The organism is Marinobacter salexigens, from assembly GCF_018860765.1.
GTDB lineage: Bacteria > Pseudomonadota > Gammaproteobacteria > Pseudomonadales > Oleiphilaceae > Marinobacter > Marinobacter salexigens_A.
The window spans coordinates 31,836-51,901 of record NZ_JAHKPV010000021.1 but is presented as its reverse complement, the minus strand read 5'-3'; the positions used below and the strand labels follow the sequence as shown (position 1 = coordinate 51,901).

The window sequence follows — 20,066 nt, the reverse complement described above, 5'->3', positions numbered from 1 at the left end:
CTGCACCTCCGCTTCAAAAGCAACCTCACATAAACTAGCTAGCGGTGCTTTGGGTTAGTAAGCCAAATCACATATTGGGATAATTTGGCCCACCACCGCCTTCCGGCGTTACCCAGGTAATGTTCTGAGAAGGATCCTTGATGTCACAGGTCTTGCAGTGAACACAGTTCTGGGCGTTGATCTGGAACCGTTTACCGCTGCCATCATCCTTCTCAACCACCTCGTAAACCCCTGCAGGGCAGTAACGCTGAGCAGGCTCGTCGTACTTGGGTAAGTTATGGTTGATGGGGATATCCGGGTCCGTCAGCTTCAGGTGAACCGGCTGGTTTTCAGCGTGGTTGGTGTTGGAAATAAACACCGATGTAAGCCGGTCGAACGTCAGCTTATTATCTGGCTTGGGGTAATTTGGCTTTTTGCAATCAGCGGCTGGCTTCATTGCCGCATAATCTGGGGTTAGATCACGCAGGGTCAATGGCAGACTTCTGCGCAGGATGTTCTGCTCAAAGAATGCGATTGCACCACCGATGAAGTTACCAAACTTGTGCATTGCCGGGCCAAAGTTACGCTCGTCATAAAGCTCTTTGTACAGCCAGCTCTTCTCAAAGCGATCGGCAAAGCTGGTGATTTCTTCGCCGTTCTTCCCGCTCTTGATGGCTTCGAACACGGCTTCAGCGCCAAGTAGGCCAGACTTCATCGCCGTGTGGGAGCCTTTGATCTTGGAGCTATTCAGTGTACCCGCATCGCAGCCAAGCAGCAGGCCACCGGGGAAGCTCATCTTGGGTAGAGCGTTGTATCCGCCTTTGGTCAGAGCGCGGGCACCATAAGAAACACGTTTGCCGCCTTCCAGATATTGCTTGAATTCTGGGTGGGTCTTCAAGCGCTGGAATTCTTCAAATGGGCTCAGGTGCGGGTTGCTGTATGCAAGGTCAGCAATCAAGCCTACGTAAACTTGACCGTTTTCAAGGTGGTAAAGAAAGGAGCCGCCGGTAGAGCCGGTTTCCGTCAAAGGCCACCCAGTGGTGTGTACAACCAGTCCAGGCTCGTGTTTAGCCGGATCTATGTCCCATAGTTCTTTAATGCCGATACCGTAATGCTGGGGGTCTTTGCCTTCATCTAGTTTGAAGTCTTTAATTAGACGCTTGCCTAGATGGCCACGGCAGCCTTCTGTGAACAGAGTATACTTAGCGCGCAGTTCCATGCCCGGCATATAGCCGTCTTTTTCTGAACCGTCGGCTGCGACACCCATATCGCCGGTAAGAATACCTTTGACTTGGCCATCTTCGATAATAGTCTCGGCTGCAGCAAAGCCTGGGTAAACTTCAACGCCCAGAGCTTCGGCCTGCTCACCAAGCCAGCGGCACAGGTTACCAAGGCTAATAATATAGTTGCCGTGGTTGTGCATGTTCTTGGGGACAAAGGCGTTCGGGATTTTGGTTCCCTTTTCCTGATCTTTTAAAAGGAAAATATCGTCACGGGTAACCGGGGTATTCAGGGGTGCGCCTTTCTCTTTCCAGTCCGGGAAGAGTTCATTGAGAGCGGTTGGTTCAAAAACAGTGCCGGCCAAAATATGTGCACCAATCTCAGAACCTTTCTCAACTACGCATACCGTCAGTTCTTCGCCAGCCTCTTGTGCCAATTGCATAACTCGGCAAGCTGCCGACAAGCCAGCAGGCCCGCCGCCGACGATAAGAACATCAAATTCCATCGATTCGCGTTCCACGTTGGTCTCCTCAAACATCTTTAATGGATATTTTATGCCCGCAGGCTTTTTTAATTTCTGGAGCGCCATCATACCGTTAAAAGTACTCTCAGACGACTACCCATAGCCCAATGCTCTGGCTTTATTGCATGTAAAGAATAACGTATTTAGAGTTTCAAACAAACGTTTGTTTGAAATTTAGCCAAAGCTTTGGCATTGTATATTTGTACTGCGATACAGCCCGCTAGACCGGTTGTAATACTATCAAATGCGGACGCAGTTCCGACTGATTGGCTCAGGAAACAGATGTTGGGCGTCTCATTAGGCTATTGACCCACTTTATCTTTGCCTTCAGTATTAGTGCGCCGTGACGGATGGCCCCAGTGTGAGGCCGCTGTTTGTAACGTTCGGTTCCTATACCCATAATTCCGGTATATCACCGAGACGAAGCAATCGAGAATGCTCTGTAACTCGCCCGCACAGGGCTTGTTGTAGAGTATTTTTGGTTGAGAGTCATTAACCCATCGTAGAAGAACGAGGAATCTATGAAGGTTCTGGTCGCTGTAAAACGAGTAATCGACTACAACGTAAAGGTACGTGTCAAGCCGGATAACACTGGTGTTGATCTCGCCAACGTCAAAATGGCAATGAACCCATTCTGCGAAATCGCTGTTGAAGAAGCGGTTCGTCTGAAGGAAAAGGGCATTGCAAGCGAAATTGTCGTGGTTTCCATTGGCCCTAAGGCTTGTCAGGAGCAGATTCGTACTGCATTGGCGCTGGGTGCTGACCGTGGTATCCACATTGAAGCCGACGGGGACGTTCAGTCTCTCGACGCGGCTAAGCTACTTAAAGCCGTTGTTGAGAAAGAAGAGCCCAAACTCGTCATTCTTGGCAAGCAGTCCATCGATTCTGATAACAACCAAACTGGCCAAATGCTGGCTGCACTGACCGGAATGGGTCAGGGCACCTTTGCTTCCGAAGTGGTTGTTGATGGCGAAAAAGTAAATGTTACCCGTGAGGTAGACGGTGGTCTTATGACCCTTTCCCTGAACCTCCCTGCGGTTGTAACCACAGACCTGCGATTGAACGAGCCGCGCTATGCGTCTTTGCCAAACATTATGAAGGCAAAGAAAAAGCCGCTCGATACCATGAGCGCGGCCGATCTAGGTGTTGAAATTGCATCGCGCCTGACCACTTTGAAAGTTGAAGCACCGGCTGGTCGTTCTGCAGGTGTTAAAGTGGCCGACGTTGCCGAGCTGGTCGATAAACTGAAGAACGAAGCGAAGGTGATCTAAATGAGCATCCTTGTAATTGCTGAACACGACAACAGCAGCCTGAAGCAGGCTACTCTGAGCGTTGTAGCGGCTGCCAAGGCCATCGGTGGCGATATCGACGTACTGGTTGCTGGTGAAAACTGCGCCGCCGTTGCTGAAGCCGCTGCAAAAGCCGAAGGCGTTGCAAAGGTACTGGTTGCCGACAACGCAGCTTACGGCCACTTCTTGGGTGAAAATCTGGGAGAGTTGGTTGCAGAAGTAGGCAAAGGCTACAGCCACATTCTGAGCTCTGCCGGCACCACGGGTAAGGACTTCATGCCGCGCGTTGCTGCATTGTTGGACGTTGCTCAGGTATCTGACATCATCCGCGTTGAGTCTGAAGACACTTTTGTTCGCCCGATTTATGCGGGTAATGCCATCGCAACGGTTAAAGCCAGCGATAGCATTAAGGTTGTAACCGTTCGCCCGACAGGGTTTGATCCGGTTGCCGCGGAAGGTGGTTCCGCTTCCGTCGAGCAGATAGACGTCGTTAAAGACGCTGGCTTATCCTCGTTTGTTGGCGAGCAGAAAGCTGAATCCGATCGTCCTGATCTTGCCAGTGCCGGTATTGTTATCTCCGGTGGCCGTGGCATGCAAAATGGCGATAACTTCAAGATGCTGGAGCAAGTTGCTGACTTGCTGGGTGCAGGTATTGGTGCCTCACGTGCAGCGGTCGACGCAGGCTTTGTGCCGAATGACATGCAGGTAGGCCAGACTGGTAAGATTGTCGCTCCGCAGCTTTACATTGCGGTTGGTATCTCCGGTGCGATTCAGCACTTGGCAGGTATGTCTGATTCCAAGGTGATCGTTGCGATCAACAAGGATGAAGAAGCTCCGATCTTCCAAGTTGCCGATTACGGCCTAGTAGCGGATCTGTTTGAAGCAGTTCCGCAACTTGAGGAAGAACTGAAGAAAGCTCTGTAACTTTCTATCAGGCAACAAAAAAGGCACCTTCGGGTGCCTTTTTTGTTGTTGCGTAATAAACTATTTGCTTGTGTTTATAATCACCCTACCAACCCGGATATCTTTCAATGGCTATCAATCCGTTCGAAGCTTTTGCTTGCCCACTCGACGGTTCTGCGTTGCAGTTAAATGGCAGAAGTTGGCAGTGCGAAGCTGGTCATAGTTTTGATATTGCCCGACAGGGCTACGTCCATTTGCTACCCGTGCAGAACAAGCGCTCCAAAGATCCCGGCGACAATAAAGAGATGGTTTCGGCTCGCCAGCGATTTTTGAACGCTGGCTTTTATCAGCCTATTGCAGAAGCTCTCAGCTCGGCCGTTTTTCATAACAACGACCGCGAGACTACGTTGGCGTGCTTGGATGCGGGGTGTGGTGAAGGGTATTACATGCACTATTTGGCCGAAAAGGCGCCCGACACCACCGATCTTTCTCTTGTGGGGTTGGATATTTCCAAGTGGGCCGTGCTTGCAGCTGCCAAGCAATATAAAGGCCCCGCTTGGGTTGTGGGAAGCAATGCAAACTTGCCTGTATTGCCGGAAGCATTGGACCGCGTTCTGTGCCTGTTTGGCTTTCCCGTGTATCCGGAATTTGCCCGGGTGCTACGTTCAGGTGGAGAGGCTGTTCTGGTGGAGGCGGGGCCGGACCACCTTAGAGAGCTGCGTGAAATCATTTACCCGGAACTGAAAGCGCCCAAACAGCCTTCAAATGCAGCTCCGGATGGATTTACCACGGTAGAGACGAACGTTATTCGTTACAGCCTAACGTTGCCAAACAAAAACGCCATTGCCGATTTGTTGGCGATGACGCCGCACCTGTACCGAGCACGAGCGGAAGGTTTAGCCCGTGCTGAAGAGCTTGACTCACTTACGGTAACGGTTGAAGCCAACCTTAAACGCCTTAAAAAGAACTGATCAACTTAACAGGTTATTGGTCTTTATCCGTCGAGCCTGAACGGTCGCCTCTTCTTAATATGACCCGCTTTTCTGCCTTGGTGATAAACAGAGAATCCGCGAGAATGTGGATGGCTTTGTTGGTGGTGCGCACGGCATGGTAAACCTGCTTACTCGCCTGATCGTGTGTTTGCCGAGCTTTGTTTGCACTTTGCCGAAACTCGTCGTCTTTTGAAAACCGAGCGACGAGACTGAAGGTGGTATTAGAAATGGCTCTGTGCATCTTTTCCACCGCACTGGCGCCGCCGGATACCGTATCTTCCAACAGCTTCGCCCTGTTACGGACTTCGTAAAGATCCGAGCGCCGCTTTTGTATATCGCTGTTAACCGCTATGCGGTGGGCGTTGAGCATACGCATAAGCGTTCTGGTGCGCTGGAGCTGCCAAAATCCATAACAAAGACTTCCGGCTGCAGTCGCCAGCAAGAGCCATGCGAAGGCGAGAGAGGTAGTCATAGCGGAATTCTCCTAGCGGTATTCAATATTCAGCTCAACGTCGATGCCACGCTCAACCATCTCAACTTCCAGTTCTTTCATTACTTCTTGATAGACCAGTTTACGCACCATCACAGGGAGTTTATCGGCTAAAACCCGAGCAGAACGGGATTCCCGCTTTGCCACATCAATCGGATTGAGCACTTTTAACGTAAGGATCAACTCCGGTTTTTTATCTAAATCGAATAAGGGATCCTTCTGTTTAGTCTCGGTGATCGCGTGAGCAACGATTTTGCGTTGCTCGATCACTTGCCAGCAAAGAACGCCGCTGAACACGGCGAGAAGTAAGCTAAGTATCAAGAGGAAAGTGGCCACTTCATGTCTCCGAGGATTCATTTATTCGATATTCAGCAGTGTGCCTGATCGGCCGGGCTGTGCGATTGGCCGTGACGACGACACTAAAGCGCTCCGTATGAAGTTAGAACGTCAGCTTAAAGCTGTTAAGATCCGTGCATTGCGACTCTTAACAGCATTCGCTCAATAATCGTAGAAAGACCTCTTTAAAAGGATAGGTAATGACCAAGCCAGCACAAACCACATACGACCTGATTGTCTTCGGAGCTAGCAGTTTCGTCGGCCAGATACTTACCCAATATTTGTTTGATTCATACGGCATTGCAGGTGAGGTCAAGTGGGCCATTGCCGGTCGTTCAGAATCCAAACTGAGCTCACTTAAATCCAGCTTGGGCGCAAGCGCCGGTGAACTGCCGGTGATACTCGCAGATGCTACGGATGATCAGGCCCTAAAAGCGATGTGCGAGCAAACACGAGTGGTTATCTCTACAGTTGGGCCTTACGCACTGTATGGAGAGCCTCTTGTAAAGGCTTGCGTCGAGACTGGCACAGATTACTGCGATTTGACTGGCGAAGTTCAGTGGATCCGCCGCATGGTTGAGCGCTATGAGGATCAAGCAAAGGCATCTGGTGCACGGATTGTGCATTGTTGCGGGTTCGATTCTATCCCATCGGATATGGGCGTTTGGTTCTTGCAGCAACAGGCTGAAAAGACGTTTGGTGAAGCCTGTCAGGATGTGCGCATGCGTGTAAAGGTTGCTAAAGGCGGGCTATCCGGGGGTACCGTTGCCTCTATGATCAACGTCGCCAAAGAAGCTGCAAGCGACCCGAAGCTACGCAAAGAACTGGCCAACCCATTCTCAATCTGCCCCCCTGAGCACCGCTCAAAGGTTCGCCAGCCCAGCCTTAAAGGTGCGGAGTTCGACAAAACCTTCAACGTATGGTTGGCACCCTTTGTAATGGGGGCAATCAATACCCGCATTGTGCATCGATCCAACGCAATGCAAAACGCACGTTATGGCAAAGAGTTCACTTATGATGAAGCCATGATGACCGGGACTGGCACCAAGGGTCGCCTAACGGCGTACGGAATTACAGCGGCTCTGGCTGGCTTTTTGACCGCATCTGCTATCAAACCCACCCGTTGGCTTGTGGAAAAATTTGTACCCCAGCCGGGTGAGGGCCCGACCCCGGAAGCACAAAAAGCAGGGTTTTACGATTTGCGTTTTGTAGGGCGCACTCAGGATGGCAAAACCATAATCACAAAAGTGACTGGCGATGCTGACCCGGGTTACGGCTCTACCAGCAAAATGTTAGGTGAGGCTGGTATGTGTCTGGCCTTCGATATACCCGTCGATCAACCAGGCGGTTTCTGGACGCCGGCATCGGTACTCGACAGCCATTTGCTTGATCGCCTAACCAGCAAAGCCGGGCTCACGTTTGACGTTGTTGAAACTCGCTAAGACGTCGCTTTAAATCGTAAGCTGAACCACGCGGTCGGTGCCCGGAAGCGCATCCGGCCCGTGGGCCAAGCTAATAACCGTTTTACCTTCCAACAACGCATCCATTTGCTGCACGATTTTCTCTCGGGTGGCTGCATCAACGCCGGTAAAAGGCTCGTCCAGTATTAACAAAGGGGCGGAGCTCAAAAGCACCCGGGCAAGGGCAACACGACGTGCCTCACCGCCCGACAAGCGGCTTCCTGAATTCCCCAGCCAAGTATCAAGCTGATCTTTTTCAGTACGGAAGCGTTGCGCCAAATCCACTATCTCCAGAACTCGCCACAACTGCGCATCGCTTGCATCCGAAGCACCCAACAAAAGATTTACCCGTAAGCTATCTTCGAACAAGACAGTTTTCTGGGTGAGGTAAGAGCAGGGTAGACTCGCACAGCCGCCGCTCGATGGAGTGAGTAGGCCTGAAAATATATCGGCAAGTGATGACTTTCCGCTTCCTGAATGCCCAAGAACACCAATCCGCTCTCCCTTTTTCACCTGCAGATTAAAATGCGCTAAAAGCGGCGCATGTTCGGGATGTTTCACTGTCAGGTCTTTAGCCAGCAGGGCCGTGTCTGCAGGCAGTTTAATGGGTTCCAATTCAGCTTGTGGTCTCGTCTCTGCGCAGTCGCGATTTAGGCGCGCCGCAGAAGCCTGAGTGGCCCCTAGCTTGCTGAAGGCTTCAGGTAGCATGTTGTACACTTCTGCGAGGCCGAGCAGGGCGATAGGCAGCAGAACCAAAACCGGCCCCGAAATAATTCCCGAGCGGAATAGTTCAAAACCCGCCCAAAGCGCAAACACTGCCGCTAGATTTACTAATAAAAGGGAGCCAGCCTGATGCCATCCGGTACGGGAGTCGGCTTTTACCTGCTCTGACGACACCTGATGCGCCTGCCGTAAAAGCCACGCGCCGTGTTTGCCCGTGCGGCCCGCTGCGGTAAGTTCCGCAAAGCCTTCCAAGTGCTCTACAACCGCCACCCGTAGCGCTTCTTGTTGATCACTTTGGCGAGAGGAGATTTTTACGGTTCGCACATAAACAACCAGCGTTGCCACCAGAAATGCTGCGCTGAGTATGAGTGCGATGCCTGCAGCAATCCGAATATTAAACAGTAACCAAGCCAGTCCGAAGACCAACAGCGTTACAAACGCAGCTAAGCCCGCGGGAGCAATCAGGCGCAAGTACACAGTATCCAACGCATCAACATCGCTGGTCAGTCTGGATAGCCATTGGGCTCCGGTTAGCTCTCGTCTCTGGCCGCGACCGGTAGCCGCAAGCTTACGGAATAGTGCTACGCGAATGTCCGTTAACAGCCTGAGCACGGTATCGTGGTTATAAAGTCGCTCCACATAGCGGGAAACCGTTCGGGATACAGCAAAAAAACGAATACCCCCGCCAGGTACATACAGATTTATTGTGGCGGGTAGACTCGCTGTCAGTAGAATGCCCACTAAGGCGGTTTCAGTGATAAACCACCCAGAAAGCGCAAGCAACCCAAGCCCGGAGAGCAGGGCGGCCAACATCAGCAAAGCGCCGACAAAAAGCCGTCCCGGTCGACGGTAGATCAAGTGTAGCCAGGGCTTTAGTTCAAACATCCTTAACCTCCCCGCCAGAAACGAGAAGAACTCGATTGGCGAGAGCAAAGAGGGCCTGATGATGGGTGGAAAAGATCAGTGTTTTGCCTGCCAGAGCCAGCTTGTGCAAGGCCTCCAGCACAAATATCTCACTGTCGCTGTCGAGGCCAGCGGTGGGTTCATCCAGAAGAATGATAGGGTAATCAGCTACAAAAATCCGCGCCAAACTCAAGCGCCGGGCTTGGCCACCGGATAAGCCTTGGCCATCCTCTGTCACCTTGCTGTAAATCCCGTCTTCCCGGCTGTCCAGAAGGGGGCCAAGGCCAACATTTCTCAATGCGGTGTCCACAGCGATATCGGATGCCTTCGGGCTGGTTAACCGAAGGTTGTCAGCCCAAGTACCCTGCACAAGAAAGCCGCTCTGGCCGAGCCAGCCGAAGGCAAAGCTACCCGCTGGCCGGCCAAACAAGTGAACTTCTCCGCGGCCTGGCGTAAGAAACCCAGCCATAAGATTCAAAAGTGTGGATTTTCCGCCTCCAGATGGGCCAGTCAGCGCAATAACATCGCCTTTTCGGATGACCAGAGATACATCGTCCAGAACCTTGTGGCCGGAACGAAAAGCCATTGATACGCCGCTTAATTCAACCGTTTCGTTACGGTCAATGGGGGTGGGAGTAGAAGGCGCACTATCATGACTTTCTATCTCTGCGCTTGATGCCGATATAGGTGACGCCACTTCACCCAATCTGGCCAAAATCTCTGCACCGGCGCCAAGAGCCGCGGCCCGATCATGATAATGCTGCGAAAGCGTGCGCAAGGGCTGAAAGAACTCAGGCGCAAGCAGCAAAATCAAAAGCCCCGAGAAGAGTGTTAAATCAGAAGAGGGGCCGTAGGTGATATAGCCCAGAAGACCAAAACCAATGTAGATGGCGATAACGGCAATGGCCACAGAGGCAAAAAACTCCAGAACCGCCGAGGATAAAAACGCAACGCGCAGTGTTTTCAGGGTAATTTTACGGTAGTGGTCCGAACGCTGCTCAATCACCTCTGTAGCACTTTCGGTTTGCCCAAACAGTTGCAGAGTGGTTAAGCCGCGCACCTTATCCAAAAACTGGCCAGACAACCTGCTGATGGTTTCAAAATGTTGCTGGTTGAGTTTTTCCGCACCCATTCCCACAAGCGCCATAAAAAAGGGAATCAAAGGCGCGGAAAGAAGCAAAAAGATCCCGGCAAGCCAGTCGAGATAGAACACCAGCGCTAGAATCAGCAGCGGAACCACAAGAGATAGCGCCATCTGTGGCAAAAAGCGGGCGAAGTACCCATGCAAAGCGTCAACGTGGTCAATCCACTCCCGGGCTAAACTGCCCGCAGAGATTTGCCTCAGCTCTAGAGGGCCACTGTTGCGCCAATGTTGATGAATCTGCCGTCGAGCAGTGCGGCGCACCTGTTGGCTGCATTGAGCCGCTAGTTGGGCCTGAACACCTTGAGCAATCGCTCTAACCACGATGGCCAGTACGAGCCCAATAAAAAAAGGCGCCAGCACCGAAGCTGACGCTTTTTCAATAACCTCAAGGTGAACAATGTGCGCCAGAAAGACCATCTGTACGATAGTCGCTACGCCCGCGAGAGTACCCGCAGCAACCGTGCCCTGAATCCAGAGTCGGTTGCCGCTTGTAAGCCCTGAAAGCCAGCGCCGGACTGCGCGCTGGTCAAGAGCCGGATTTGACACTTAGTGGTAACCCTCCCCGGCGCGCACCTTGCCCCGGAACACCCAATAGGTCCAGGCGGTATACGCCAACACAAAAGGAATCACGATCAACAGGCCGATCAGCAGGAACAGCTGCGAATCGTATGCTGAGGCTGCGTCCCATAACGTGTAGTCGGGCGGCACAAGATAGGGCCAACGGCTGACAATCAATCCAAGATAGGTCGTAATAAACAACCCCATCGTGGCTACAAATGGCATACCTTCAAAACGGTTGCGCACCGACCGGAATATCTGGAAAGCGCACAGCAGAGTCAGCGCTGGAAATATCCAGATTATGCTCAGGTTTGAGAACCAGCGTTCCCGAACCATATCGTCAATAAACGGTGTCCAGATACTGACAATACCGAACACCACAAGCACGGCCGCCAAAAGGGGCAGGGTGATTTTATAGGCCCACTCCTGCAACCGGCCTTCGGTTTTCATGATCAGCCAGGTCGACCCCAACAGCGCATAACCTGCAAGCAGGCCAAGGCCAGTCAGTACAGTGAAGGGGGTAAGCCAATCTAAGGCGCCACCTGTGAACACGCCGTTAGCTGTTTCGTAGCCCTCAATGTAAGTGCCAACGACAACGCCCTGAGCGAATGCTGCCACGGTAGAGCCACCTGCAAACGCCCAGTTCCACAGATAGCGCGAACTGCGGGCCTTGAAGCGGAACTCAAAGGCAATGCCGCGGAAGATCAGGCCAGCGAGCATCAGGAATACGCCAATGTACAAAGCCGGTAGCAGAATGCTGTACACCAACGGGAAGGCTCCCAAAAGCCCGGCGCCGCCGAGTACCAGCCAGGTCTCGTTGCCGTCCCATACGGGCGCAACAGAGTTCATCATAACGTCGCGATCCTGTTCCGAAGGAGCAAACGGGAACAGGATTCCCACACCCAGATCAAAGCCGTCCATCAGCACGTACATGATGACGCCAAAACCGATGATAAACGCCCAAACCAATGCTAGATCAAGCAGTTCCATAATCAGTGCCCTCCTTGTTTGGTCGGCTGTTCATTCGAGTCGTGAAGCTCAAATTCGGTGTGTGCCGCAGACATAGGCCGCTTAGGACGTTCCGACTGAATATCCGGCTCGTGTTGAGAGCTTTCCATTCCTTCGTACAGCACACGCATTAGGTAATAAACACCAGCGGTGAAGACCAACGAATACACAACCACATAGCCAATCAGCGTAAACAGCGCCATGCCACCGGTCAGCGATGGTGTGACAGCTTCTGCCTGAGTCATCATGCCGTACACAAGCCAAGGGGCTCGCCCAACCTCCGTTACGAACCATCCGGTCAGCACTGCAATGAATGGAGCAACACTCATAAAGCGCATGCTCTGCAGGAACCAGCGGGAGCGCCAGTAGCGGTCACCAAAGCGCAAAGCGAGGCCAGTGAGAGCGAACAGAATCATCAACATTCCTAGCCCAACCATGATTCGGAAAGACCAGAAAACGATGGCAACCGGCGGTTGTTCTTCTACCGCAACCTCCTTTAGGCCGGGAATTTCCCCATCCCACTCATGGGTCAAGATAAGGCTAGCAAGCCCGGGGATGCCAACTTCATAAAGGTTTCTCTGGTTTTCCTGATCCGGAATGGCAAAGAGTAGTAACGGAACATTCCGGGAGGTTTCCCAGTTTCCTTCCATTGCTGCGACTTTTGTTGGCTGGTGTTCAAGGGTATTGAGTCCGTGGAAATCACCAACCACCAACTGCGTGGGTGCCAGAATAAGCAGCAGCCAAAGGCACATAGAAAGCGCCTTACGGTTTGCTTCCACCTCACGACCTTTCAACAGGTACCAAGCGCTAACGCCAGCTACAACAAAACCACCGGTAAGGAATGAAGCAATTACCTTGTGAGCAAAGCGGAACTGGAAGGACGGGTTGAAGATTGCCTCGCTCCAGGAGGTGACATGGAAAATGCCATCCCGCAATTCGGTGCCCGCCGGAGTTTGCATCCAACTGTTCGCGGAGAGGATCCAGAACGACGATATGAAGGTGCCAGTTGCCACCATAATTGCGGCAAAAAGGTGAATGCCGGGCGGAACCCTATCTCGGCCGAATAGAAGAACACCAAGGAAGGCGGCTTCAAGGAAGAAGGCTGTGATAACTTCATAGCTCAACATAGGGCCAAGAAAGTTGGCAGAGGCCTGAGAAAAGTTACTCCAGTTGGTTCCGAACTGGAACGACATAACGATGCCTGACACCACACCCATCCCGAACACAACCGCAAACACAGTTGTCCAGAATGACGACAGCTTCACCCAAACCGGGTTTTTAGTTTTGAAGGCAAGCCCTTCAAGTACGGCAATATAGGAAGCAAGACCGATGGTAAACACCGGGAAAATGGCGTGAAATGACACGACAAAAGCGAACTGGATTCGCGATAAGATGAGAGGATCTAGTTCCATAGGAACCCCCGGTAAGGTTAACGTTACAACAAACGAGTACTACATACCCGCCCAACCGCTGCTTAAGCGTGAATTGTTATATTGTTATTACCAGCAGGTATGGAGCATGCTACCGGATATGATAGCAAAACCGATAGGGCAGATTGTCGCACCCGTTGATTAAAAACAAGTATGGTGAAAAGCATGAGCTTTTACGAGGAACGCATCCTGCCGCACGTTATAAATAAAGCCTGCTCGTTGGGGCAAGTTATGAAATTGCGCAGCCAGCTTGTGCCAAGGGCAACAGGGCGCGTTTTGGAAGTGGGGATGGGCTCTGGAATCAATCTCGAATTCTACAACCCAGATCAGATCGACATGGTCTACGGACTGGAGCCCTCCGAGGGCATGCGCCGTAAAGCTCTGCCGAACATAAACCGTTCACCCGTTCACGTGGAATGGTTAGGGCTGCCGGGGGAACAAATCCCTTTGCAGGACAACAGCGTGGATACGGTTTTACTTACCTTCACGCTATGCACCATTCCCGATTGGCACGCAGCACTGCTGCAAATGAAGCGCGTGCTAAAGCCCGGCGGAGAGCTTTTGTTTCTTGAGCACGGCGAGTCACCCCATGAAAACACCCGTAAATGGCAGCACCGCATCAACCCCGGCTGGAAAAAGCTGGCAGGCGGCTGCAACCTCAATCGCCATATCGCCGACCTGATACGCCACGTGGGGTTCGAGTTGGAAGAACTGGAAAACCTATACATGCCTAACGCACCAAAAATAGCCGGTTATATCTACAAAGGCGTCGCTCGCAAGCCAGAAACAGAAAGGAATCCCTAACTGAAGGCGTTTTGAATTGCGTTATCGTCCATGGCCTTATACAATTCTGGCCCTCAAAACTTCCCCCCGAATGCTCCGGTGGTGGAATTGGTAGACACAAGAGACTTAAAATCTCTCGACCTCACGGTCGTGCCGGTTCGATTCCGGCCCGGAGCACCATATTTATCAGTTGCTTATAGTTTCCTCGCCACTCGATTATCTGGTCTAAAGGTCGGATCACACGCTAGGGCAGTCACAGGTCTACCTTAATCCCAAGACCTTCCCGGCTGTAATCGTCAATCACATTGAACAGCCGTTAACTTCGGTCACCCTCTAACTGGTCGTGCATGAAGTCCATGGACCAGCTGGTGTTGATGGTCGTGGGCACCGACAATGGCTCGGGTTTCTCACGCACCAGCCGCTTACGAGGTTTGATACGTAGATTCAGCTCCAGTTCTCGGTAGATTCGGTAAACGCTTTTGTGGTTTCAGGGATATCCCTTCACGTTGCGCAGGTAGAGAAAACACAGACCAAAACCCCAGTTTCTCTGGTTTTGGGTTAAGCGCACTAACAGATCCACGATCTCGGTATTTTCACTGCTGAGCTTAGCCCGATAACGGCAGCAGGACTCACTGACACTGAAGACCTCGCAGGCCTGACGAATGCTGCAACGAGCAGCGGCAACGGCCTTGGGTGCCATCTTGCGGCGGAGAGATGGCTTTACCACTTTCCCTCAAGAGCTTCCTTGTGCAACTCAGACCTGAGCCGTTCGTGAATAATGCAAAAGCCCCAAATGGGGCTTTTATGGTTTTATTGGATAACCTAATTGCTTAGAGTCAATTTCATAGATTGTGCTATGGCTCTGGCATCTGTCGTACTGCCATCGCGATATGTAACACCTTTCAACCACGTTTCCACTCTATCTGGGTTTTGATTCATCCAATGACGAGCCGCTCGGTCTTGAGGTACAAACTGGTTCAAGATCATATCCATAACCTGACCTTCCATCGCCAGCGAGAATTCTAGGTTCCCTAGTAATTTAGCTACATTCGCACATTGGTCAACAAAGCCGGCGCGTGTGTTGGTATAAACGGTCGCGCCCCCCTGATTCGGCCCAAAGTAGTCATCACCACCATCTAAATACGCTATGTCAAATCGTTCGTTCATTGGGTGAGGCGCCCAAGCTAGGAATACGATCCATTTTTGATCACGAATTCTACCCTTTACTTGAGCCAACATGATGCGTTCCGATGTCTCAATCAAACTAAAAGGACTTAAACCAAAGGCATTGGTATCGATCATGTCGAGAATTAACTGGTTACCGTCATTGCCTTTCTCTATACCGTAAACGTTGTGATCAAACTTATCCTGAAACTTGGCGATATCAGAAAAGTTTTTGACCCCAGCCTCATATACATATTGCGGTACAGCTAGAGTGTATTTCGCCCCTTTGAGATTAGGACGTAGTCGCTCTACCTTCTGGTCATTTATGAAAGGATCTGCCACTGGTGCCATGCTTGGCATCCAGTTACCCAAGAAGACATCGATGTCACCATTGGCCATAGCGTCATATGTATCCGATACGGATCGGCTAGAAATATCGACGTCATAGCCAAGAGCCTCCAAGAGTTCCGAAGCCACTGCAGTGGTTGCCTTTACATCGCTCCAGTCCACAATACCAAACCGTATTTTTTCACACTGCTGGGCGGCATAGGCTTTATGCCCAACAAAAACTGAAGCAAAAACTGCCAAGATTACTATCGTTCGCATGCCACACCTTTGTTGATTGAACGCACGTTCAATAAAAATAGGCAGCGGATAATACAGAGATCTGGTCAAAAACGATACAATGATTCGTAACTCCATAGCTCGTTTTTTGAGCAATTAATTTATAGACACATTTGCTTACAGAAATAAAACAAACCGCTTGTCCTTAATACACAAAGCCAGAGTAATGTGGAGCGAATTATAGGGCTGTCTGAAACGGCCGTTCAGGTCTCTCAGAGCCTTTTAACAACACCAAAACCCATTCAGTAGGCTTTAAACTGAAATAGCATGTCCCGGAAAAATCAGAACATGCGATATGGAGCTGCTGTTTTAAAGGTTGAAAATGGATATCGGATGATGGCCAACGGGCAGAGCAGGGTAGTATGCTCTGCCTTAATAAATGAGCTCAGGGAGCGGCCACACTGAATGATGTCGGGACTGAAAACCCAACTGGACAAAACGACTTTAAAGCCAGACCCCGGGTTGGAGCACTACTGATAATATGACCACCTCTCTTCACCGCCTCTATTCCTTCCGCCGCTGCCCTTACGCCATGCGCGCCCGCCTAGGTCTCTTGTTCGCAGAGTTGAAGGTAGAATTGCGGGAGATCGTTTTGAAAGATAAGCCAGCCCAAATGCTCTCAATCAGCCCGAAAGGAACAGTGCCTGTTTTACAGCTTACTGATGGCCTTGTGATTGATGAGAGTCGAGATATTATGATTTGGGCTCTAGAGCAGCAAGACCCGCAAGGGCTTTTGGATGCAGCGGTTTTGGGTCAGGCCAAGGTTTTGATCGACCAGAACGATAACGAGTTTAAGCACTGGCTGGATCGCTATAAATACTCTGATCGTCACCCGAAAATGAGCCAGATGGAATATCGGCAACGGGGTGAAGTTTTTTTGCAGATTTTGGAGCGATTGCTGACTGAAAACCCGTTTCTGCTCGGACATCAGCCAACCATAGCAGATATAGGCATCATGCCTTTTGTCCGCCAATTCGCCCATGTGGATCGCGATGTTTTTTACAGTCTGCCTTATCCGAACCTACAACGATGGCTGCAACTCTGGTTGGAGAATCCGTTTTTCCTGAAGGCGATGGTTAAGTATCCGCCATGGCAGGAAGGGGATGATGCGGTGGTTTTTCCTACTTAGGTGGCAGTAGCACGATCAGGCGATATTAGTTCGATATGGCCGCGCAGTTGCCTCCATATTGACTTCGGCCGTCCGTTGGACAAAAATTCCAGTGCTACTGTAAGGAGACAGGCTGCCCCCATGGAAGAATATGCGCATTTCTCTATTTCCCCCTTATCAGATACCGAGTCGTCCCTTATTAACAAGCAAGGGCAACGCATTGCCCGGATTCGCGGCATTGTTCTAGAAAAGGCGTTCTGTATCGAGAGCGGCCGATTTCTTGTAGTTACAACAGATGACTGTCCGTTCGAGGAAGGATTCCACGTCTCACTTATTGAAGAAGACGGTTCTCTTTTGGAAACAACCCACAGGGTTATCCCATACACTCCCGGAATTGTTACCGCCGTATATGCAGAGAATAGTGACACCATCAAGATTGCATTACACGATGGTGAGACCATTCGAATTACCCTGATACCTGAAGGCACCAGAAATCCAGCAAGGTATATACAGAAGGGTTTTCGATCAAGCAACGGCATATTTGGGAAACACTATTTGCAAGTAGACTCTACTTCTGAGAGTGCCGTTCAACAGAAAAGGGAGTTTTTATGACCGATATATCCAAGCATGCGACCGATCCGGCGGCAGAAGAGGCTATCAGACAACTGGAGGTTCAGGCGGTCAATTTTTCCTATCGATTTATCAGGGATTCTCGTACTCGAGGCGAGTACCTGAAGATGACTCGGATCATGTCCGACGGTATACGACGTACCTACATGAAAGGTGAGTTGTCAGCAAACCAAGCTGCAAGGGCTGCCCAACAAATGCGGAACGAGATTCTTGAGTTCTCAAGGCAGAACTCGTCTGACATCGGTAGGGCCTTTGCCAAGGCTAAAAAAGCGCAGGGACTGGGACTCGACGAGTTAATCAAAAAATACGCAAAGCAACTACATTCGAGACCCTTTGAAGAGCTGTCCGAGGCCGAGCGCAGTAGCGTTTATTTAAAGATAGTGGAACAGTCCGGTGCGCCAAACAAAGCGGTCAACAATGCGGCGCGCTCTCTGGGTAAGACAGCACGGGGTCTGTGGGTTCTGACCGCATGCTTTGCAACCTATAATATTGCAAGTTCTGATAACAAAGCGAAGCAGGCAGGGCGTGAGCTTGCCAACATTGGAGGCGGCTTTGGCGGAGGTGCTGCTGGGGGTGCCGCTGCTGGCGTTTGGTTTGGTGGGCCTATTGGTATAGGAGCCGGAGTCATTATAGGCGGAATCCTTGGCGCTATAATGGCAGATCAGGTGTATGTGGAGATGGCTGGCCCTGATGGGGAGTTCGCTAAGCGTTTTGTACCCAGATTTACTTCTGTTTTCGGTGTTGATGAAGAAAAAATGGCTGCAGCGCTCTATACCGAAGCTCGTTTTGAACTCTCTAAGGTAAAAAGTGTTTTCATACAGCTGTGGGATAAATATTCAACGGATGCAGATGACGTTGCTGTTCTTTACTTAAAGAAAGTTCAAAAATTCAGGGGCGCCACCTACCAAGCATTACGGCAAAATCTAGGCTTGAGGAACTTACTTATTGATATCCTTGACGGTGGCTGGACTGGTAGAGAGGAAAGCGAATACATAAAGTTTCTTCGCACGATGTGACTTTGTAATTATGCTCGGGTAATTCCCTCCTTCCTTCTAGCCCGAAGGGTACCGTGCCTGTCTTACAGTATGCTGATGGCGTTGTGATTGAGGAGAGCTGAATTACCTTAATGAGGAGGTGCCATGGTTCAAGACCGTATAGACAAACCGCTGACTTTGAAGTTTGGGCATGAAGAGTTAATCATTCGCCAGCGTTACGAGGTGATTAGCATCGTTAACGACTTTTTCATTGCTATCTGGTTTCTAGTGGGCAGTATCCTATTCCTTTACCCAGAGTACGAAAAAGCGGCGGTTTGGCTGTTCATCATCGGTAGTTTCCAATTTTTAGTTCGACCCACCATTCGGCTAATTAGCCATATTCATGTTAAGCGGATACCAGCTAGCAATTGGGAGAGCTAGAAACCAAAATCCCATCACATCACCAAAATCAAGGCTCATCCTGCTTTGGCAGGGGCTGAATGTTGTTGATATCACCGGTTGGCGTCGCTGGCTCATCAAGAATAATGACGTAAATACCTCCAACGATGATCGCTATGGCAACAATCGCCTTAAGAATATTGGAGTTGAGCATTGCTTTCCCCTTCCGATCGGTTTGGTGTCTCATCTACAGTCCCTATGGGCGACGCACCGATAAAACAACCGCCCGTGTAATGGTAATCCCCCCGATAAACAGCAGCGATCAGGAGCGGGATGGTCTGGTGGATTTCCTGCTTCGCTGCCTCGAAAGCGAGCCATTCCTGAAATCTAGGGTCGGTGTCTAGCTTTGGCATTCAAAGGTTTGCGACTAAAAATGCATAGGATCGGCGTTCCCTGTTCCCGAATAATAGATTCAATATCATGGTGCAGCGCATGGTAATGATAGAAAGGAACGCGGGGAAAGAGGTGATGGATGGAATGCAGGTTCTGCCCCAGCCAGAACCATTCCAATGGCTTCATCCATGTGGGCATTATCAGACTATTGGTGTTGCGGTACCGGTCTGAAGATTTGTAAGGAATGTGTGGTCGATAAGCAAACCAGTAGGCCGTAAAAAAGCCCCCCATTAGATACCCCAGTAGCACCACCCATGCAGCATTGGGTGCGTCAACCAAGGCGAGAAAAGCCACCCGCCAACCCAGTGATCCCGAAACCTCTGCGCAATACACGCAACGCTCCTTCAGTGTGGCTTTGTCCCAGTGGGCACTTATAAAAAACGTGTTTTGCAGCCACAAGAACCGCAACACCGTGCGAATTGCTCCAATGGGGCCACGGCCAATTCCGCTGATCAGATAGTCAGGGTCCTTGTTTGGCTGGTTGGTGTATCGGTGATGGGTAAAGTGCTCGAGTTTGTGTGAGGCAAAGGGGATTGCTATCAGCGGTGCCATTACATAACCGCACAGATCGTTCACCCAGGACAGATTGTCATGTTTGCCATGTATGTTCCCATGTACGGCCTCATGCACGGGGGTGTAGGCCATGTAAGTTAGTGCGGCAAGGATTACAGTTGCTGTCCAAGCGGGTACTACGCCGAGTGCGAAAAGGGTCAGGTTAGCAATAAATCCAGCCAGCACTAATACCACCAAAATAACCGTCGGCCATCCAAATTGTCCCATGTACTGTTTTGCGAAAACAATGGCTTCGCGATTGGCTGTACTTACATCCTGAGGCATTCTTTCCTCTCTTTTTTGATATTTGTTGGGAAGATGCTTTCAATGTAATGTCTTCGGTAATCCTGGCACAGGGCAGCTATGGCCAATCGAGAAGCCCTTGTGGCCAGTTATGCTGATCGCAAACCAAAACTATAA

19 protein-coding genes, 1 tRNA gene and 1 pseudogene are annotated in these 20,066 nt (G+C 50.8%); 10 read left to right on the top strand and 11 right to left on the bottom strand.

The genetic code is table 11. The features are described from left to right. Positions 1 to 67: 67 nt before the first annotated feature. The gene (locus KO508_RS13905; protein WP_216008921.1) at positions 68 to 1,720 is read right to left on the bottom strand and encodes an electron transfer flavoprotein-ubiquinone oxidoreductase; all 1,653 of its coding nucleotides are present in this window, start codon (positions 1,718 to 1,720) and stop codon (positions 68 to 70) included. 524 nt (positions 1,721 to 2,244) lie between these two features. Here KO508_RS13905 and KO508_RS13900 point away from each other — a divergent pair. The 3 genes from KO508_RS13900 (at position 2,245) to KO508_RS13890 (ending at position 4,886) form a co-directional block, all read left to right on the top strand. Continuing rightward, positions 2,245 to 2,994, top strand: coding sequence for an electron transfer flavoprotein subunit beta/FixA family protein (locus KO508_RS13900; protein ID WP_216008920.1), 750 nt, complete (start codon positions 2,245 to 2,247; stop codon positions 2,992 to 2,994). Beyond that, positions 2,995 to 3,936, top strand: coding sequence for an electron transfer flavoprotein subunit alpha/FixB family protein (locus tag KO508_RS13895; RefSeq protein ID WP_216008919.1), 942 nt, complete (start codon positions 2,995 to 2,997; stop codon positions 3,934 to 3,936). Positions 3,937 to 4,043: 107 nt separating this feature from the next. Then, entirely contained in the window at positions 4,044 to 4,886 is an 843-nt protein-coding gene (locus tag KO508_RS13890) for a putative RNA methyltransferase (protein WP_216008918.1), read from the top strand. 13 nt (positions 4,887 to 4,899) lie between these two features. Here KO508_RS13890 and KO508_RS13885 read toward each other — a convergent pair whose 3' ends face one another. After that, a complete protein-coding gene (locus tag KO508_RS13885) occupies positions 4,900 to 5,379 on the bottom strand; it encodes a hypothetical protein (protein ID WP_216008917.1) in 480 nt (159 codons plus the stop codon). A 12-nt stretch (positions 5,380 to 5,391) separates the two neighbouring features. Further along, positions 5,392 to 5,733 (bottom strand): hypothetical protein, encoded by a 342-nt coding sequence (locus KO508_RS13880; protein ID WP_216008916.1) that lies wholly within the window; start codon positions 5,731 to 5,733, stop codon positions 5,392 to 5,394. 200 nt (positions 5,734 to 5,933) lie between these two features. On the opposite strand from KO508_RS13880, the gene KO508_RS13875 reads away from it, so the two are divergent. Continuing rightward, a complete protein-coding gene (locus KO508_RS13875) occupies positions 5,934 to 7,175 on the top strand; it encodes a saccharopine dehydrogenase family protein (protein ID WP_216008915.1) in 1,242 nt (413 codons plus the stop codon). Between the two features lie 9 nt (positions 7,176 to 7,184). Here KO508_RS13875 and cydC read toward each other — a convergent pair whose 3' ends face one another. The 4 genes from cydC to KO508_RS13855 are packed head-to-tail and all read right to left on the bottom strand — an operon-like array spanning position 7,185 to position 12,941. Then, positions 7,185 to 8,801, bottom strand: a complete 1,617-nt coding sequence (cydC, locus tag KO508_RS13870) for a thiol reductant ABC exporter subunit CydC (protein ID WP_216008914.1) — start codon at positions 8,799 to 8,801, stop codon at positions 7,185 to 7,187. Next, positions 8,794 to 10,509 carry a thiol reductant ABC exporter subunit CydD gene (gene cydD / locus KO508_RS13865; RefSeq protein ID WP_216008913.1) on the bottom strand — a complete coding sequence of 572 codons (1,716 nt, stop codon included), beginning with the start codon at positions 10,507 to 10,509 and terminating at the stop codon, positions 8,794 to 8,796. The genes cydC and cydD overlap by 8 nt, the downstream gene beginning before the upstream one ends. Beyond that, positions 10,510 to 11,511, bottom strand: a complete 1,002-nt coding sequence (gene cydB / locus KO508_RS13860) for a cytochrome d ubiquinol oxidase subunit II (RefSeq protein ID WP_200364633.1) — start codon at positions 11,509 to 11,511, stop codon at positions 10,510 to 10,512. A gap of 2 nt (positions 11,512 to 11,513) precedes the next feature. Beyond that, positions 11,514 to 12,941: a cytochrome ubiquinol oxidase subunit I gene (locus KO508_RS13855; protein WP_216008912.1), complete on the bottom strand. Its 1,428-nt coding sequence runs from the start codon at positions 12,939 to 12,941 to the stop codon at positions 11,514 to 11,516. A 183-nt stretch (positions 12,942 to 13,124) separates the two neighbouring features. Here KO508_RS13855 and KO508_RS13850 point away from each other — a divergent pair, with 183 nt between their 5' ends. Together KO508_RS13850 and KO508_RS13845 are read left to right on the top strand one after the other, a co-directional pair. Then, entirely contained in the window at positions 13,125 to 13,763 is a 639-nt protein-coding gene (locus KO508_RS13850; protein WP_216008911.1) for a class I SAM-dependent methyltransferase, read from the top strand. 72 nt (positions 13,764 to 13,835) lie between these two features. Continuing rightward, positions 13,836 to 13,922, top strand: a tRNA-Leu gene (locus KO508_RS13845). Positions 13,923 to 13,998: 76 nt separating this feature from the next. Here KO508_RS13845 and KO508_RS18890 read toward each other — a convergent pair. Both KO508_RS18890 and choX read right to left on the bottom strand, forming a co-directional pair. Beyond that, positions 13,999 to 14,513: pseudogene (locus KO508_RS18890) on the bottom strand (IS3 family transposase); the annotation flags it as partial. A 51-nt stretch (positions 14,514 to 14,564) separates the two neighbouring features. Then, positions 14,565 to 15,512, bottom strand: a complete 948-nt coding sequence (gene choX / locus KO508_RS13835) for a choline ABC transporter substrate-binding protein (protein ID WP_216008909.1) — start codon at positions 15,510 to 15,512, stop codon at positions 14,565 to 14,567. A gap of 499 nt (positions 15,513 to 16,011) precedes the next feature. Here choX and KO508_RS13830 point away from each other — a divergent pair, with 499 nt between their 5' ends. The 4 genes from KO508_RS13830 to KO508_RS13815 all read left to right on the top strand — a co-directional run bounded on the left by KO508_RS13830 (position 16,012) and on the right by KO508_RS13815 (position 18,683). Beyond that, positions 16,012 to 16,659, top strand: coding sequence for a glutathione S-transferase (locus tag KO508_RS13830; protein ID WP_216008908.1), 648 nt, complete (start codon positions 16,012 to 16,014; stop codon positions 16,657 to 16,659). 120 nt (positions 16,660 to 16,779) lie between these two features. Further along, positions 16,780 to 17,250 carry a hypothetical protein gene (locus tag KO508_RS13825; RefSeq protein WP_216008907.1) on the top strand — a complete coding sequence of 157 codons (471 nt, stop codon included), beginning with the start codon at positions 16,780 to 16,782 and terminating at the stop codon, positions 17,248 to 17,250. Then, a complete protein-coding gene (locus KO508_RS13820) occupies positions 17,247 to 18,284 on the top strand; it encodes a hypothetical protein (protein WP_216008906.1) in 1,038 nt (345 codons plus the stop codon). Before KO508_RS13825 ends, KO508_RS13820 begins: the two co-directional genes overlap by 4 nt. Positions 18,285 to 18,407: 123 nt before the next feature. Then, on the top strand, positions 18,408 to 18,683 hold the full coding sequence (locus KO508_RS13815; protein ID WP_216008905.1) for a YrhK family protein: 276 nt from the start codon (positions 18,408 to 18,410) through the stop codon (positions 18,681 to 18,683). A 28-nt stretch (positions 18,684 to 18,711) separates the two neighbouring features. Here KO508_RS13815 and KO508_RS13810 read toward each other — a convergent pair whose 3' ends face one another. Then, positions 18,712 to 18,855 carry a hypothetical protein gene (locus KO508_RS13810; protein WP_216008904.1) on the bottom strand — a complete coding sequence of 48 codons (144 nt, stop codon included), beginning with the start codon at positions 18,853 to 18,855 and terminating at the stop codon, positions 18,712 to 18,714. Positions 18,856 to 19,028: 173 nt separating this feature from the next. Then, positions 19,029 to 19,931, bottom strand: a complete 903-nt coding sequence (locus KO508_RS13805; RefSeq protein WP_216008903.1) for a fatty acid desaturase family protein — start codon at positions 19,929 to 19,931, stop codon at positions 19,029 to 19,031. Positions 19,932 to 20,066 lie beyond the last annotated feature (135 nt).

Bases quoted from the DNA above. Each gene is read 5' to 3' on its own strand.
- KO508_RS13900 (WP_216008920.1), top strand. From the start codon at position 2,245: ATGAAGGTTCTGGTCGCTGTAAAACGAGTAATCGACTACAACGTAAAG.
- KO508_RS13895 (WP_216008919.1), top strand. From the start codon at position 2,995: ATGAGCATCCTTGTAATTGCTGAACACGACAACAGCAGCCTGAAGCAG.
- KO508_RS13890 (WP_216008918.1), top strand. From the start codon at position 4,044: ATGGCTATCAATCCGTTCGAAGCTTTTGCTTGCCCACTCGACGGTTCT.
- KO508_RS13885 (WP_216008917.1), bottom strand. From the start codon at position 5,379: ATGACTACCTCTCTCGCCTTCGCATGGCTCTTGCTGGCGACTGCAGCC.
- KO508_RS13875 (WP_216008915.1), top strand. From the start codon at position 5,934: ATGACCAAGCCAGCACAAACCACATACGACCTGATTGTCTTCGGAGCT.
- cydC (WP_216008914.1), bottom strand. From the start codon at position 8,801: ATGTTTGAACTAAAGCCCTGGCTACACTTGATCTACCGTCGACCGGGA.
- cydB (WP_200364633.1), bottom strand. From the start codon at position 11,511: ATGGAACTGCTTGATCTAGCATTGGTTTGGGCGTTTATCATCGGTTTT.
- KO508_RS13855 (WP_216008912.1), bottom strand. From the start codon at position 12,941: ATGGAACTAGATCCTCTCATCTTATCGCGAATCCAGTTCGCTTTTGTC.
- KO508_RS13850 (WP_216008911.1), top strand. From the start codon at position 13,125: ATGAGCTTTTACGAGGAACGCATCCTGCCGCACGTTATAAATAAAGCC.
- choX (WP_216008909.1), bottom strand. From the start codon at position 15,512: ATGCGAACGATAGTAATCTTGGCAGTTTTTGCTTCAGTTTTTGTTGGG.
- KO508_RS13830 (WP_216008908.1), top strand. From the start codon at position 16,012: ATGACCACCTCTCTTCACCGCCTCTATTCCTTCCGCCGCTGCCCTTAC.
- KO508_RS13825 (WP_216008907.1), top strand. From the start codon at position 16,780: ATGGAAGAATATGCGCATTTCTCTATTTCCCCCTTATCAGATACCGAG.
- KO508_RS13820 (WP_216008906.1), top strand. From the start codon at position 17,247: ATGACCGATATATCCAAGCATGCGACCGATCCGGCGGCAGAAGAGGCT.
- KO508_RS13815 (WP_216008905.1), top strand. From the start codon at position 18,408: ATGGTTCAAGACCGTATAGACAAACCGCTGACTTTGAAGTTTGGGCAT.
- KO508_RS13810 (WP_216008904.1), bottom strand. From the start codon at position 18,855: ATGCTCAACTCCAATATTCTTAAGGCGATTGTTGCCATAGCGATCATC.
- KO508_RS13805 (WP_216008903.1), bottom strand. From the start codon at position 19,931: ATGCCTCAGGATGTAAGTACAGCCAATCGCGAAGCCATTGTTTTCGCA.